Source organism: Streptomyces sp. SCPE 10, from assembly GCF_051980735.1.
Classification (GTDB): domain Bacteria; phylum Actinomycetota; class Actinomycetes; order Streptomycetales; family Streptomycetaceae; genus Streptomyces; species Streptomyces misionensis.
On sequence record NZ_CP197069.1, the window covers coordinates 2068065 to 2082391 of the forward strand.

The following is a 14327-nucleotide window of genomic DNA, read 5'->3' on the forward strand; positions in this document are numbered from 1 at the left end:
CGGCACGCGGGCTACGCGGCGGCCAGCAGCGTCGCGACGCGCTCGACGCCGAACGCGTAGCCCTGCACGCCGCACCCGGCGATCACGCCGTCGGCGCGCAGGGAGACGTAGGAGTGGTGCCGGAACGTCTCGCGCTGGTGGATGTTGGAGATGTGCACCTCGATGACGGGCATCCCGTCGCAGGTGTTGAGCGCGTCCAGGATCGCGACCGAGGTGTGGGAGTAGGCGCCGGGGTTGATGACGATCCCGCAGTGGTCCAGGCGTGCCTCGTGGATCCAGTCGACCAGTTCGCCCTCGTGGTTGGACTGCCTGAAGTCGATCGAACCGCCGTGCGCGGCGGCCGCCTTGACGCACAGCGCCTCGACGTCCGCGAGGGTCTCCCTGCCGTAGATCTCGGGCTGGCGCTGGCCGAGCAGGTTCAGATTGGGCCCGTTGAGGATCATGATCGGGGCGTTGGCCAGGGTGCGGGGCACGGTTCCTCCGGTCGTTCCGAGGCGGTACGACTGCGACCGCCGCTCGCCCCCGGTCTATCACGGCCCCGGCGCGCACCCCCGCCCTGTGCCCTCTCGCCCCGGGCGCGCGCTGCGGTCACCCCGGCACCCCCACACGCCCCCGTAACCCCTGATCACGGTGGGTAGTTGACGCACCATGCACGACGTACGTCCGGTCGCCTCGGCCTCCCTGCCCCGCCTCGCCGCCGCCTCCCTCGCCGGGGCCGCGGTCGAGTTCTACGACTTCTTCGCCTACGGGACCGCGGCGGCGCTGGTCCTGGGGCGGCTGTTCTTCCCGTCCTTCTCGCCGCTCGCCGGGACGCTCGCGGCGTTCGCGACCTTCGGTGTGGGCTTCGTGGCCAGACCGCTGGGCTCGGTGCTGTTCGGGCACCTGGGCGACCGGCGCGGCCGGCGGCCGGTGCTCGTCGCCTCGCTGCTGCTCACCGGGGGCTCCACGATCGCGGTGGGCTGTGTGCCCTCGTACGCCTCGATCGGCGTGGCCGCGCCCGTGCTGCTGCTCCTGCTGCGGTTCGTGCAGGGGCTGGGGCTCGGCGGCGAGTGGGGGGCCGTGCTGCTGACCGTGGAGCACGCGCCGGCCGAGCGGCGCACCCTGTGGTCGAGTTTCCCGCAGGCCGGCCCCGCGATCGGCTTTCTGCTCGCCAACGGCGTCATGGTGGCGCTGTCCGCCGGGCTGTCGGACGCGCAGTTCGCGCAGTGGGGCTGGCGGGTGCCGTTCTGGGTGGCCGCCGTGCCCGCGCTGGCGGGGCTGTGGCTGCGCGCGTCGCTGGCCGAGAGCCCCCGGTTCCTGGAGATCGACGCCCCGGTGCGCATGCCGCTGGTGGAGGTCGTACGGCGCCACGGGCGGCTGGTGCTGCTGGCGGCGGGGGCGATGGCCGCCGGGTACGCGGTGTTCTACACGGTGACGACCTGGTCGCTGTCGTACGCCACGGAACGGCTCGGCATGAGCCGCACGGTCATGCTGACCTGCGTCATGGCCGCGGTCGTCGTGCAGGCCCCCCTCGTCCCGGCGGCGGCGCTCCTCGGCGACCGCTGCGGGCGCCGGCCGATGTGCCTGACCGGGTGTGCGCTCTGCGCGCTGTGGATGCTGCCCATGGTGGCGCTGCTGGCGACCGGCGAGCCGCTGCTGATGTTCTTCGGCATCCTGGGCGCGCTGCTCGCCTTCGTCACCGTGTTCGCGGTGATCTCCGCCTATCTGCCGGAGCTGTTCGAGGCGCGGGTGCGCTGCACGGGCGCCTCGGTGGGCTACAACCTCGGCGGGATCATCGGCGGCGCGCTCACCCCGGTCGTGGCCACCGCGCTGGCCCAGGGCAGCGGGCGCGTTCCGTGGGGTGTGGGCGTGTATCTGACCGTCATGGCGCTGTTCAGCATGGGGTGCTTCGCGCTGCTTCCAGAGACCCGGCCCTCGCAAGTGCCCGCGGTGGAGCCCGTCACCACGGGCTGAGCCGACGCGGCTGCGGCGTCGTCGGGCGGCCGGGCCGGGACCGCGGTGCCGATACCGGCCGCGGGGCCGTGCAGACCCCGCGGCCGGGGCGGCTTGGAAACGAACGGACAAGCGGTCACACGGCTCTAGCCGATCCGCAGGACGAGCTTGCCCCGCGCGTGCCCCGACTGGCTCAGCTCCACCGCGGCACGCCAGTCCTCCAGCGGGAACGTACGGGCCACCGGAACCGAGAAGCGGCCCTCGGACGCCAGTTCCGCGTGTGCGCCGAGCACGTCGTAGCGCTGGGTGGTGCCGGTGCCGAAGCTGACGCGCACGCCCAGTTGCTCGGCCGCGGCGAAGTCGCTGAGGGTCAGCACGTGTTCCGGCGCCTTGACGGTGCGCACGAGCTCCGGCAGCGCGTTGCCGACCGGTGCCGCGTCGAGGGCGAGATCGACCGGTCCGCCCACGAGTGCCGTCACACGCTCGGCCATGCCGTCGCCGTAGCCGGTGACGTCGGCGCCCATGGCACGCAGGGCGTCGGCGTACGTCTCGCCCGCGGTGGCGACGACCCGTGCCCCGCGCCGGAGCGCGATCTGCACCGCGGCGTACCCGACGGTGGAGCCGGCGCCGTGCACGAGCACGGTGGTGCCGTCACGGACGCCGATTTCGTCCAGACCTCGGTAGGCCGTCTCGACCGCCATCGGCAGCGCGGCGGCGTCGACCGGGTCGAGTCCCGGCGGACGCGGGAACCAGAGGTCGAGGAGGGCTTGCTCGGACGCGCCGGCGGTCGCTCCCGTGTAGGGCGCCGGGCCGAACACCGGGTCCCCGAGCCCGACCCCGGTCACCCCGTCACCGACCGCGTCGACCGTGCCGGACACCTCGAGCCCGATACCGCGCGGCAGCTCACCGGCGAAGAGTCCGCCGCACAGCGCCCAGTCCGCCGGGGTCAGCCCGCAGGTCTGGACGGCGACGCGGATCTGGCCCGGCCCCGGGTCGGGTGGTTCGGCGTCTTCGAGCCGCAGGACGTCGAGCGGTGCCCCGTACTCGTGGAAGCGAAGGGTGCGCATAGAGCCTCCTTGATGACTGTGACAGCAGGTGCTGTCATCACTCACGCTAGCAGAGTGATGACAGCACCTGCTGTCGCTATACTCGCGGGATGGCACGATGGGAAGGCAACGCTCGCGGCCGGCTGGAACGAGCGGCGCTCGATCTGTTCACGGAGCAGGGCTACGACCGCACGACGATCGCGCAGATCGCGCAGCGCGCGAACCTCACCGAGCGGTCGTTCTACCGGTGGTTCGCCGACAAGCGTGAGGTGCTGTTCGGCGGCAGCGAGGAACTGGAGCAGCGGCTCGTCTCCGCGATCGACGCCGTTCCCGCGCGGGCCGGTGCGCTGGCGACGCTGCTGACCGCGTTCGCCACCGCGCCGGAGGTGTTCCGTCCCCGTGAGTTCCTGCGGGAGCGGTCGGCGGTCATCGCGGCCAATCCGCCGTTGCAGGAACGGGAACTGATCAAGCTGGCGTCCCTGGCTGACGCCCTCACCGCCGCCCTGCTGCACCGCGGCTGCGACCGGCAGACGGCGCGGCTGGCCACCGAAGTCGGCATGGCGGTGCTCCGCCTGACCACCGAACGGTGGATGGCCGACGAGCAGGCCGACTTCGCCGGTTTGCTGTCGACCAGCGCGGCGGATCTGCTCGCCGTCGCCGCCGACGGCGTCCCCGCCCGGCAGGAGCCTCGCCCTAAGGGTTGATCGCCAGTTCCAGATAGGCCGCGAAGAGCACGAGGTGGACGCCGCCCTGCAAGGGGGTGGCCCGGCCCGGTACCACGGTGAGGGAGGCGACCACCACCGTCAGTGCGAGCAGCAGCATGTGGACGGGTTCGAGGCCGAGGATGAGCGGTCCCGGCAGCCACAGCGAGGCGAGCGCCACGGCCGGTATGGTCAGGCCGATGCTGGCCATCGACGAGCCGAGTGCGAGGTTCATGCTGGTCTGTACCCGGTCCCGGCGCGCGGCGCGCAGTGCGGCGATCGTCTCGGGGAGCAGCACGAGCAGGGCGATGACCACGCCGACGACGGCCTGGCGCAGGCCCACCGCCGCCACCCCCGCCTCGATCGTGGGCGACACGCCCTTGGCCAGGCCGACGACGCCGATCAGGGCCAGGCCGAGCAGGCCGAGGCTGATCAGCGCGGTGCGCTTGGACGGGGGGCTCGCGTGCTCCTCGGTGCTGATGACCTCGCCCTCCCGGGTGATGGGCAGGAAGTAGTCCCGGTGGCGCACCGTCTGGGTGGTCACGAACAGGGCGTAGAGGATCAGCGAGGACAGCGCGGCGAACGTCAGTTGCAGCGAGGAGAACTGGGGGCCGGGCTTGCTGGTGGTGAAGGTGGGCAGCACCAGGCTCAGCGTGGCCAGGGTCGCCACCGTCGCCAGGGCGGCGCCGGTGCCCTCGGGATTGAAGACCGCCGTGCCGTGCCGCAGCGAGCCGACGAGCAGGCAGATGCCGACGATGCCGTTGCAGGTGATCATCACCGCGGCGAACACGGTATCCCTGGCCAGGGTGGAACTCTTGTCGCCGCCGTCGACCATCAGCGTGACGATGAGGGCCACCTCGATGACGGTGACGGCGATGGCCAGCACCAGGGAACCGAAGGGTTCGCCGATCCGGTGGGCGACCACCTCCGCGTGGTGCACCGCCGCGAGAACGGACCCGGCGAGTACGACCGTCACCAGGGCGATGACCGGGGCGGGCATGGCCCGGTGCCAGGTCAGGACCAGCAGGACGATCGCGATCACCGGCACGGGGATGGTCCATCGCCGGGCGAGTGATCTCAGCCAACTGATCATGCCGCGATCGTCGCAGACGGCTACATGATTCGCATTCCGTTCCTTCTGGATGCTTCCGTACCTTTCCCTGCGGGGCCCGGCGTCGCTTCGGCCGGCCCCCGCGTGTTCGTTCCGGATCTTGTGCGCGGCGCCGCGGTCAGGCGTCCACGGCGTGCTTCCGCTCGCCCTCGGCGTCCGCGCAGGCCGCCGCGGCGGCCTGCTTCCGGGAGGCCATGAGGCTGGTGAACGTGGTGACGGCCAGGACGCCGCAGATCACCCCGAGGGACACCGGGATGCTGATCTGGGGAGCCGGGACGCCCGACTCGTGCAGCGCGTGGAGCACCAGCTTCACGCCGATGAAACCGAGGATGACCGACAGGCCGTACGAGAGGTGGACCAGCTTCTTCAGCAGGCCGCCGAGGAGGAAGTACAGCTGGCGCAGGCCCATCAGCGCGAAGGCGTTGGCGGTGAAGACGATGTACGGGTCCTGGGTCAGGCCGAAGATCGCGGGGATCGAGTCCAGGGCGAACAGCACGTCCGTGGTGCCGATGGCGAGCATCACGACCAGCATCGGGGTCATGATCCGCTTGCCGTTCTGCCGGACCCACAGCTTGGTGCCGTGGTAGCGGTCGGCCACGCCGAACCTGCGCTCCGCGGCCTTCAGCAGCTTGTTCTCCTCGAACTCGTCCTCCGTGTGGTCGGCGCGGGCCTCCTGGACGAGCTTCCAGGCGGTCCATACCAGGAAGGCGCCGAAGAGGAAGAACACCCAGGAGAAGCTGGCGACGATGGCGGCTCCGGCGGCGATGAACACGGTGCGCAGCACCAGGGCTATGAGGACGCCGACGAGCAGGACGCGCCGCTGGTACAGGGTGGGTACCGCGAACTTCGTCATGATCAGGACGAAGACGAAGAGGTTGTCGACGCTGAGCGACTTTTCGGTGATGTAGCCGGCGAAGAACTCGCCGGCCGGGCGCCCGCCGCCGAAGAGGAGGAGACCGACACCGAAGAGTGCGGCCAGGGCGATCCAGACGACGGTCCAGACACCGGCTTCTCTGATCGACACCTCATGGGGCTTTCGCCCGACGAGGAAGTCGATTCCGATCAGTGCGGCCAGACCCAGGACGGTCAGGACCCACAGGGTCGTTGAGACTTCCACGGCAACCTCCGGCATGTCGAGATGGCAAGCACATATGCGTTGTCACTGCCGGAGGTCTCTTCCGCCCGCGCGGGGCCGACGCCCCGGGACCGGAAACGGTCCGTACTGACGGGTGCGCCGCAGTCAGGGAGTACTCCCCTCCGTACGGAAGACAGTACCCCAATCACCAAGCAACGGTAAAGAGAATGGCAAAGGAAAAACCAAAACCGCTGATCACGTTAGCTTTACTTTCCCTTGAACCGAGTGGTGGCCACCCCGCCGAGCACGCGGTCCAGAACCCGTCTGCGACCGGGACCGGCGCGGGCTCACAGGTCCAGGCATGGCCCACCCAGGGATCGACGACGTGGTCGTCGGGGACCGGGGTGAGCCGTGTCAGCGAGCGCCACGGCGGGTCCGGCACGAGGCCGTGGTCGACGGCGTCCGCGCGGCCCGCCGGGAGACCTCGATGCCGGGCAGTGCGGGCACGCCCGGGTGGACGCCCCACGGGGAGCCGCGTACCGTGCCGTTCTCGTCACCCGGGGTGACCCCGGCCACGACCGGCGTCCCGGCCGAGATCCGGAGCTCCAGCCGGAGGTGGGCCGGCGGGTGGTTCTGCCCCCGCACCAGCTCGGCCGTCATCCCCGTCGCCCCCGTGTCGTGCCGTCGTCCGTGCCCCGCCCCGGGGGCCCGGGGTCACAGGTGCGGCAGGATCGCCGGCATCAGGTCCTGGAAGGTGCGCCCGTTGGCGGAGGTGCCGAGGGCGGTCATCGTCCAGCCCGAGCCGACCCGGTGCACCTTGGCCATGATCTGGGCGGTGTACTCGCCTCCGCCCGCGAGCGTGTAGCGGGCGAGTTCCTGGCCGTTGGTCTCGTCCACCAGACGGCAGAAAGCGTTCTGCACCTCCTGGAAGGTCTGACCGGTGAAGGAGTTCACGGTGAAGACGATCTGGTCGATGTGGACCGGGACGCGCTCCAGGTCCACGAGGATCGCCTCGTCGTCGCCGCCCTGGCCGGCGCCGCCCACCAGGTTGTCGCCGGTGTGGCGCACCGAGCCGTCGTCGCTCACCAGGTGCCGGAAGAACACGACGTCGACCGGCTTCTTCTCGGCGAACAGCACCGCGGAGGCGTCCAGGTCGATCTCCTTGGTGCGCGAGCCGAACAGGCCCCGCCGCTTCGCCGCCTGCCAGCCCAGGCCCATGCGGACCGCGGTGAGGGAGCCCCCGTCGTTCTTCTCCAGGCTGATGGCCTGACCCTTGCTCAAGTTGACGGACACGGCTGAATCCCCTCTCGAAGGTCCCCTGTTGGCCGCCGTACCGCGCGGCTGACCAAAACCCTACGCAGGGGCGCCGAGGGCGCCGAACCCCGGCCCGCGCTTTGTGTCGGTGTTGCAACACTGCGCGCGTACGCCGGGGTCCGGCGGTGTGCCCGGGTCAGGCGAGGCCCGCCTCCCGCATCTGCCGCAGCTCCTTCTTCATCTCGGAGACCTCGTCGCGCAGCCGGGCCGCGATCTCGAACTGGAGCTCCGCGGCGGCGGCGCGCATCCGCTCGGTCATCTCCTCGATCTGCTCGGCCAGTTCGGCCGCCGGACGGTCGGTGGGCACCGTGGCCGCGGCCTTGCCCTTCGCCGCCTTGCCCTTGGCGCCCTTGCCGGGCTTGTCCGCCGTCGGGACGGGGGTCTTGGCGCCCTTGCCGTCCTTCGACTTGCGGTAGCCGCTGCCGAGGAGCTGCTCGGTGTCGACCTCCTCGCGGGCGATCTGCGCGACGATGTCGTTGATCTTCTTGCGCAGCGGCTGCGGGTCGATGCCCTTGGCCTTGTTGTAGGCGATCTGCTTCTCCCGCCGGCGGTTGGTCTCCTCGATGGCCTTCTCCATCGCCGGGGTGATCTTGTCGGCGTACATATGGACCTGGCCGGAGACGTTGCGCGCCGCGCGGCCGATGGTCTGGATCAGCGAGGTGCCGGAGCGCAGGAAGCCCTCCTTGTCCGCGTCGAGGATGGCCACCAGGGACACCTCGGGCAGGTCGAGGCCCTCGCGCAGCAGGTTGATGCCGACCAGGACGTCGTAGTCGCCGGAGCGCAGTTCGCGCAGCAGCTCGACCCGACGCAGGGTGTCGACGTCGCTGTGCAGGTAGCGCACCTGGATGCCGAGCTCCAGGAAGTAGTCGGTGAGGTCCTCGGCCATCTTCTTGGTGAGTGTGGTGACCAGGACGCGCTCGTCCTTCTCGGTGCGCTTGCGGATCTCGTGCACCAGGTCGTCGATCTGGCCCTCGGTGGGCTTGACCACGACCTCCGGGTCGACCAGGCCGGTCGGGCGGATGATCTGCTCGACCACGCCGTCGGAGCGCGACAGCTCGTAGGCGCCCGGGGTGGCCGACAGGTAGACGGTCTGCCCGATCCGCTCCTGGAACTCCTCCCACTTCAGGGGCCGGTTGTCCAGGGCGGAGGGCAGGCGGAAGCCGTGCTCCACCAGGGTGCGCTTGCGGGAGGCGTCGCCCTCGTACATCGCGCCGATCTGCGGAACGGTGACGTGCGACTCGTCGATGACGAGCAGGAAGTCGTCCGGGAAGTAGTCGAGCAGGGTGTTGGGCGGGGAGCCGGGCGAGCGGCCGTCGAAGTGCATCGAGTAGTTCTCCACGCCGGAGCAGGTGCCGATCTGGCGGAGCATCTCGATGTCGTAGGTGGTGCGCATGCGCAGCCGCTGGGCCTCCAGCAGCTTGCCCTGCTTCTCCAGCTCGGCCAGCCGCTCGCCCAGCTCCTTCTCGATGCCGTTGATGGCCCGCTCCATGCGTTCGGGGCCGGCGATGTAGTGGGAGGCGGGGAAGACGTACAGCTGCTGGTCGTCGCTGATGATCTCGCCGGTGAGCGGGTGCAGCGTGGACAGCGCCTCGATCTCGTCGCCGAACATCTCGATGCGGACGGCCAGCTCCTCGTAGACCGGGAAGATCTCGATGGTGTCGCCGCGCACGCGGAAGGTGCCGCGGGTGAAGGCCATGTCGTTGCGCGTGTACTGGATGTCGACGAAGCGGCGCAGCAGCTCGTCCCGGTCGATCTCGTCGCCGACGCGGAGGGGGACCATCCGGTCCACGTACTCCTGGGGGGTGCCGAGGCCGTAGATGCAGGACACCGAGGCCACCACGACGACGTCACGGCGGGTGAGCAGCGAGTTCGTCGCCGAGTGGCGCAGCCGCTCGACCTCCTCGTTGATCGAGGAGTCCTTCTCGATGTAGGTGTCCGACTGCGGGACGTACGCCTCGGGCTGGTAGTAGTCGTAGTACGAGACGAAGTATTCGACCGCGTTGTTCGGCAGGAGCTCGCGGAACTCGTTGGCCAGCTGGGCGGCCAGCGTCTTGTTCGGCGCCATCACCAGGGTGGGGCGCTGGAGCTTCTCGATCATCCACGCGGTGGTCGCGGACTTGCCGGTGCCGGTCGCGCCCAGCAGGACGACGTCCTTCTCACCGGCCTTGATGCGCTTGGCCAGGTCGGCGATGGCCGTCGGCTGGTCGCCGCTGGGCTGGTAGGGGCTGACGACCTCGATGGGCGCCACCGTGCGTTCGATGTGGGAAACGGGCCGCATGCCATCAACCGTACGACCCCGCACTGACAACCGGTCGCGGTCAGCGGTTCTGCGGGGTGCGGGCGCCCTGCCGCACGGGGCGGCGGACCGGGTGATGTCCCTGGTGGGGGGCGGTGCGCGGGATCCGGGCGGCGGCCGGGACGCCCGGCCGGCGCTCGACGGGCACCGGGGCGGGGCGGCGCACCACGAGCATCGGGTCGAGGATCACGACGACGCCCACGAGGACCAGCATGACGAGCGGGCCGATCAGCATGGGCACGAGCGCGGCGGTGGTCCGGGCGTCGGCGGTGGTCTCGGCGGTGCCGTCGAGGTGGACGCTGAGCGCGGCCATCGCCGTGTAGTGCATGCCGCTGACGGCGGCCCCCATCAGGAGGCTGGCGCCGAGGGTCGGCAGCAGCCCGCGGGCGCGGCCGGCGGCCCACAGGGCGGCCACCGCGGCGGCGACCCCTATGACGACGGAGGCGACGACCATGGGGATGCTGTACACGAACTGCCCGTGGAAGCGCATTCCGGCCATGCCGAGGTAGTGCATCGAGGCGACGCCCAGACCGGTGACGGTGCCGCCGGTGAACAGCGGCCCCCCGGTGGCACCCCGGTAGCCGACGATGAAGACGCCGACGCCGACCATGACGACGGCGAGCCCGAGGCTCGCGTAGGTGATCGGCTGGTCGTAGTGGACCGGTGTCCGCTCGATGCTGAAACCCATCATGGCGATGAAGTGCATGCTCCAGATGCCGCAGCCGAGCGCGGCGGCGCCCAGGGCCAGCCAGACGGGCCGCCGGGAGTGCGGGAGCAGCAGGGACCGGGTGATGCAGCGCAGCCCCAGGGCGCCGCCGAGGCAGGCCATCAGAAAGGCCACCAACGGGGTGACGGCCCCGTAGCCGAAACCGTCGACCGTGCCCTGCATCCGCGGCTGCCCTTCGCCCTCGTCTGTCCCGGAATTCCCGGAAACGCGCGCCGTCCCGGGACCGCTCGGGCGGCCGGGGTGTCGCAGAGAGTATGACCCGCACCGGAATGGTCGAACGACTTTCCGACAAAGAAACACGCCCTTGCCCCAGTTGTGAGGCACCGGTGAGCACGCGGAGACGTCTTCATGTGATGTGTGGCCTTCGTGCGTCCGCGTGCCATGGCCACGGTGCTGTCAGTCTGGTGCTGTCGGTTTTCGCTCGACGTGAGGAGTACGCATGCACGCGCGCGTGGTCGCCGCTTCGGCCGTCGCCGTCCTGGCGGTGATGGCCCTGGTGAACCCCACCTCCGACGCCCGGGCGGGCGAGGTGCGCACGCCCCTGGTGATCGGTCACCGGGGTGCCCCCGCCTACGCCCCCGAGAACACGCTGCCCTCGATCGACAAGGCGGCCCGGGTGGGCTCCACCTGGGTGGAGAACGACGTCCAGCGCACCAAGGACGGCGAGCTGGTCGTCGTCCACGACGACAGCCTGCAGCGCACCACGGACGTGAAGAAGGTCTTCCCCGGCCGGGCGCCCTGGAAGGTGAAGGACTTCACCGCCGCCGAGATCGCCCGCCTGGACGCGGGCAGCTGGTTCTCGCCCGCCTACAAGGGCACGCGCGTGCCGACGCTGGACCAGTACATGCGCCGGGTCGAGCACAACCACCAGAACCTGCTCCTGGAGATCAAGAACCCCGAGCTGTACCCCGGCATCGAGCGGCAGATCCTGAAGACCCTCGGCAACGACGGCTGGCTGGACCGCCCGCACCTCAGGCGGCTGGTCGTGCAGAGCTTCAGCGCCGACAGCGTGCGCACCGTCCACGAGCTGAAGCCCGCGCTGACCACGGCCTACCTCGGCGCGCCCCCGGTGTCGCAGCTCAAGCAGTACGCGCGCTTCGCCGATCTGATCAATCCGTCCTACGGATCGCTGTCGAAGTCCTATGTCTCGGCGGTGCACGGCGTCCGCGGGGCGCACGGCCGGCCGCTCGGGGTGTACGCGTGGACGGTGGACGACAAGGCGACCGCGCTGAAGGTGGCGGGGTACGGCGTCGACGGGATCATCAGCAGCAAGGCCGACGTGGTCCGGGCGGCGCTGCGCGGGCGGTGAGCCGGTCGGGCGGAGGAGCCGGCCGGGCCGGCGTTGTCCGTGGTGGCGGGCGTTGTCAGTGGTGGGTCGTACCGTGGGCGCATGGACAGCCATGGGCAGGACGGGCAGCGGGTCGTGTGGACCGTCGTGGAGACGGACATCGGCCCACTGATGCTGGCGGCGACCGCGAACGGGCTGGTCAACGTCGTCTTCCACGCCACCGACGCCGTGTGCGAGCGGGCGCTGGAGCGGCTGGCGGCCCGGTTCGGCGGTGCGCCCGTCGCGGATCCGGACGCGCCGCCGCTGGCGGAGGCGATACGTCAGCTGCGGGCGTACTTCGCGGGTGAGCGGCAGGACTTCGAGTTGCCGCTGGACTGGTCGCTGATCTCCGGGTTCAACCGGCAGGTGCTGCGGGAGCTGGCCTGCGGTGTGCCGTACGGCAGTGTGGTGGGGTACGGCGATCTCGCCGGGCGCGTCGGGCAGCCCGGCGGGGCGCAGGCGGTCGGCGCGGCGATGGGCGCCAATCCGCTGCCGGTGGTCGTGCCGTGTCACCGGGTGGTCGAAAGCGACGGCGGGATCGGGGGGTTCGGGGGCGGTCTGGAGACCAAGCGGAAGCTGCTCGCGCTCGAAGGGGTGCTCCCCGAGCCGCTGTTCTGACCGGTCGAGGCGCGGATCCGGCCGGGGTCGCCGCCTGGTTCGGCCGTCTTCGGCCACCGCGCGGGCCGGCCGGGCCGTCCGGCGTTTAGCCGTGGCCGGTGCCCGCCAGGGATGAGGGGGGACGGGCAGGGGCCGACGGACAGGAGGCGGGCACATGGTGCTGGTGGTGTCGGAAGAGGTCCGGGAAGCGCTCGGTTCGGGGCGGCCGGTGGTGGCCCTGGAGTCCACGATCATCGCCCATGGTCTGCCCCGCCCGCGCAATCTGCGGGTGGCCCGGGAGCTGGAGGAGGCGGTGCGCGGCGAGGGCGCGGTGCCGGCGACGGTCGCCGTGCTCGACGGGCGCCCGCTGATCGGCCTGGACAAGGCGCAGCTGGAGCGGGTCGCCAACGAGGACGGCATCCGCAAGCTGGGCCACCGCGACCTGCCGCTCGCCGTGGCGGCGCGGGCCAGTGGGGCGACCACGGTGTCGGCGACCGCGCGGCTGGCCGCGCTGGCGGGCATCAGGGTCTTCGCCACGGGCGGGCTGGGCGGGGTGCACCGGGAGTGGACGGTGACCCAGGACGAGTCGGCCGACCTGGGGCTGCTGGCACGGACCGGGATCACCGTGGTGTGCGCGGGCGTGAAGTCGATCCTGGACGTGCCCGCGACCCTGCAACGGCTGGAGACGCTGGGTGTGGCCGTCGCCGGGTACCGCACCGACCGGTTCCCCGGCTTCTATCTGTCCGACTCGGGGCATCCGGTGGACTGGACGCTGCGCAGTCCGGAAGAGGTCGCCGCGGTGATGCGGGCGCAGGACGCGCTGGGCGCGGCGCGGTCGGCGTTGATCGTGGCCAATCCGGTGCCGGAGGCGGACCAGCTCGACCCAGAGCTGCACGCGCGGGTGCTCGACGAGGCGCTCACGGCCTGCGCGGAACGCGGTGTCACGGGTCAGGCGGTGACACCGTTCCTGCTGGACTACCTGGTCAGGCACACGGACGGCGCGTCGCTGAGCGCCAACCTGGCGGCGGTGCGCGGCAATGTGCGGCTGGGGGCGCGGATCGCCACCGCGTGGGCGCGGGGGTGAACACGGGGCGCGCGGGGGCGTTGCTGGTCGTCGGGGACGTGGTCACGGATGTGGTGGCCCGGCACCGGGGCCCGCTCGCGGCCGGCACCGACACCGCGGCGGTGATCCGCACGCTGCCGGGCGGCGCGGGCGCCAACGTGGCCTGCTGGGCGGCGCGTTCGGGCTGCCCGGACGTACGGCTGCTGGGCCGGGTGGGCGCGGACGCGGCGGTGTGGCACGAACGGGAGCTGCGCGCTGCCGGGGTCCGTCCCCTGCTGGTGACCGATCCGCAGGCGGCGACGGGGACGGTGGTCTGCCTGGTCGACGCGGGGGCGGCGGCCGAGCGTACGTTCCTCACGGACAGCGGGGCCTCACTGCGCCTGGAGCCCGCCGACTGGTCGGACGCGTTGCTCGACGGGGTGGGCCGGCTGCATCTGTCGGGCTATCTGCTGTTCACCGAGTCGAGCCGGGCGCTCGCGCGGACCGCGCTGGCGGCGGCCCGCGCGCGGGGCGTCCCGGTCAGCATGGACCCGGCTTCGGCGGGCTTCCTGGCGCGGCTGGGGGTGGAGGGCTTCCTCGCGTTCGCGCGGGGGCTGGACGCCCTGCTGCCCAGTCGGGACGAGGCGTGCCTGCTGACGGGACTGCCGGAACCGGCGGACGCGACGGCCAAGTTGAGCGAGGTCGTCCCGCTGGTGGTGACCAAGGCGGGGGCGGAGGGGGCGCTGGTGGCCAGGGCGGGCGGCGCGCCCGTCCGGGTCCCCGCCGTGCCGGCGACCCCTCGGGACACCACGGGCGCCGGCGACGCCTTCACCGGTGCCTTCCTCGCCGCCCTCCTGGCGGGCCGGGGCCCGGGGGAAGCGGCGGCACGGGGGTGCCGGGCGGGCGCGGAGGCGGTGGGCCTGGTCGGCGCCCGACCGCCGCGTCCGGAGCCGGCCGACGAACCGCCGCCACCGGGGTCCGCCGACAGGCCACCGCATCCGGAGCCCGCGGACTGACCACCGCATCCGAAGCACCGCCGACCGGCCACCGCCCCGGCCGGGAGGGGGCGGCTGAACCGGAGACGCGCCACGTGGGAAGCGGTGCGGCCGGACCGGGGCGCGGGTGTCCCGCCTTGCGGTACGGGCCGGTGTCGCGCATC

At 71.7% G+C, this 14327-nt stretch carries 13 protein-coding genes and 1 pseudogene; 6 read left to right on the top strand and 8 right to left on the bottom strand.

Translation table 11 applies throughout. The annotated features are described in order from the left end of the window. Window positions 1-11: 11 nt before the first annotated feature. Entirely contained in the window at window positions 12-473 is a 462-nt protein-coding gene (aroQ, locus tag ACSP97_RS09745) for a type II 3-dehydroquinate dehydratase (protein WP_355143627.1), read from the bottom strand. A 175-nt stretch (window positions 474-648) separates the two neighbouring features. Between aroQ and ACSP97_RS09750 the strand changes: the two genes are divergently transcribed. Continuing rightward, entirely contained in the window at window positions 649-1953 is a 1305-nt protein-coding gene (locus tag ACSP97_RS09750) for an MFS transporter (RefSeq protein ID WP_355323291.1), read from the top strand. 125 nt (window positions 1954-2078) lie between these two features. On the opposite strand, the gene ACSP97_RS09755 is transcribed toward ACSP97_RS09750, so the two are convergent. Then, complete coding sequence (locus tag ACSP97_RS09755; protein WP_358273306.1) at window positions 2079-2999, bottom strand: NADP-dependent oxidoreductase; 921 nt, start codon at window positions 2997-2999, stop codon at window positions 2079-2081. Between the two features lie 89 nt (window positions 3000-3088). On the opposite strand from ACSP97_RS09755, the gene ACSP97_RS09760 reads away from it, so the two are divergent. Further along, complete coding sequence (locus ACSP97_RS09760) at window positions 3089-3682, top strand: TetR/AcrR family transcriptional regulator (RefSeq protein WP_355323297.1); 594 nt, start codon at window positions 3089-3091, stop codon at window positions 3680-3682. Here the strand turns inward: ACSP97_RS09760 and ACSP97_RS09765 are convergent. From ACSP97_RS09765 to ACSP97_RS09790, 6 genes and pseudogenes are all read right to left on the bottom strand, one after another. Beyond that, window positions 3672-4772: a calcium:proton antiporter gene (locus tag ACSP97_RS09765; protein WP_355323300.1), complete on the bottom strand. Its 1101-nt coding sequence runs from the start codon at window positions 4770-4772 to the stop codon at window positions 3672-3674. The genes ACSP97_RS09760 and ACSP97_RS09765 overlap by 11 nt on opposite strands. A gap of 136 nt (window positions 4773-4908) precedes the next feature. Beyond that, a complete protein-coding gene (locus tag ACSP97_RS09770) occupies window positions 4909-5907 on the bottom strand; it encodes a TerC family protein (RefSeq protein WP_440557156.1) in 999 nt (332 codons plus the stop codon). Between the two features lie 423 nt (window positions 5908-6330). Then, window positions 6331-6525 (bottom strand): annotated as a pseudogene (locus ACSP97_RS09775) (TerD family protein); the annotation flags it as partial. Between the two features lie 54 nt (window positions 6526-6579). Continuing rightward, complete coding sequence (locus ACSP97_RS09780) at window positions 6580-7158, bottom strand: TerD family protein (protein ID WP_355143638.1); 579 nt, start codon at window positions 7156-7158, stop codon at window positions 6580-6582. 157 nt (window positions 7159-7315) lie between these two features. Then, complete coding sequence (uvrB, locus tag ACSP97_RS09785; RefSeq protein ID WP_358273311.1) at window positions 7316-9457, bottom strand: excinuclease ABC subunit UvrB; 2142 nt, start codon at window positions 9455-9457, stop codon at window positions 7316-7318. A 40-nt stretch (window positions 9458-9497) separates the two neighbouring features. Continuing rightward, complete coding sequence (locus tag ACSP97_RS09790) at window positions 9498-10364, bottom strand: MHYT domain-containing protein (RefSeq protein WP_355143642.1); 867 nt, start codon at window positions 10362-10364, stop codon at window positions 9498-9500. A gap of 277 nt (window positions 10365-10641) precedes the next feature. Here ACSP97_RS09790 and ACSP97_RS09795 point away from each other — a divergent pair, with 277 nt between their 5' ends. The 4 genes from ACSP97_RS09795 (at window position 10642) to ACSP97_RS09810 (ending at window position 14184) form a co-directional block, all read left to right on the top strand. Next, window positions 10642-11511: a glycerophosphodiester phosphodiesterase gene (locus ACSP97_RS09795; protein ID WP_440557158.1), complete on the top strand. Its 870-nt coding sequence runs from the start codon at window positions 10642-10644 to the stop codon at window positions 11509-11511. Between the two features lie 81 nt (window positions 11512-11592). Beyond that, a complete protein-coding gene (locus tag ACSP97_RS09800; RefSeq protein ID WP_355323314.1) occupies window positions 11593-12147 on the top strand; it encodes a methylated-DNA--[protein]-cysteine S-methyltransferase in 555 nt (184 codons plus the stop codon). A gap of 154 nt (window positions 12148-12301) precedes the next feature. Next, window positions 12302-13210: a pseudouridine-5'-phosphate glycosidase gene (locus ACSP97_RS09805; RefSeq protein WP_440557160.1), complete on the top strand. Its 909-nt coding sequence runs from the start codon at window positions 12302-12304 to the stop codon at window positions 13208-13210. Next, entirely contained in the window at window positions 13207-14184 is a 978-nt protein-coding gene (locus ACSP97_RS09810) for a carbohydrate kinase family protein (RefSeq protein WP_440557161.1), read from the top strand. Before ACSP97_RS09805 ends, ACSP97_RS09810 begins: the two co-directional genes overlap by 4 nt. Window positions 14185-14327 lie beyond the last annotated feature (143 nt).

Excerpts from the sequence above, each read along its gene's own strand:
- ACSP97_RS09750 (WP_355323291.1), top strand. The coding sequence starts at position 649 with ATGCACGACGTACGTCCGGTCGCCTCGGCCTCCCTGCCCCGCCTCGCC.
- ACSP97_RS09755 (WP_358273306.1), bottom strand. The coding sequence starts at position 2,999 with ATGCGCACCCTTCGCTTCCACGAGTACGGGGCACCGCTCGACGTCCTG.
- ACSP97_RS09760 (WP_355323297.1), top strand. The coding sequence starts at position 3,089 with ATGGCACGATGGGAAGGCAACGCTCGCGGCCGGCTGGAACGAGCGGCG.
- ACSP97_RS09765 (WP_355323300.1), bottom strand. The coding sequence starts at position 4,772 with ATGATCAGTTGGCTGAGATCACTCGCCCGGCGATGGACCATCCCCGTG.
- uvrB (WP_358273311.1), bottom strand. The coding sequence starts at position 9,457 with ATGCGGCCCGTTTCCCACATCGAACGCACGGTGGCGCCCATCGAGGTC.
- ACSP97_RS09790 (WP_355143642.1), bottom strand. The coding sequence starts at position 10,364 with ATGCAGGGCACGGTCGACGGTTTCGGCTACGGGGCCGTCACCCCGTTG.
- ACSP97_RS09795 (WP_440557158.1), top strand. The coding sequence starts at position 10,642 with ATGCACGCGCGCGTGGTCGCCGCTTCGGCCGTCGCCGTCCTGGCGGTG.
- ACSP97_RS09800 (WP_355323314.1), top strand. The coding sequence starts at position 11,593 with ATGGACAGCCATGGGCAGGACGGGCAGCGGGTCGTGTGGACCGTCGTG.
- ACSP97_RS09805 (WP_440557160.1), top strand. The coding sequence starts at position 12,302 with ATGGTGCTGGTGGTGTCGGAAGAGGTCCGGGAAGCGCTCGGTTCGGGG.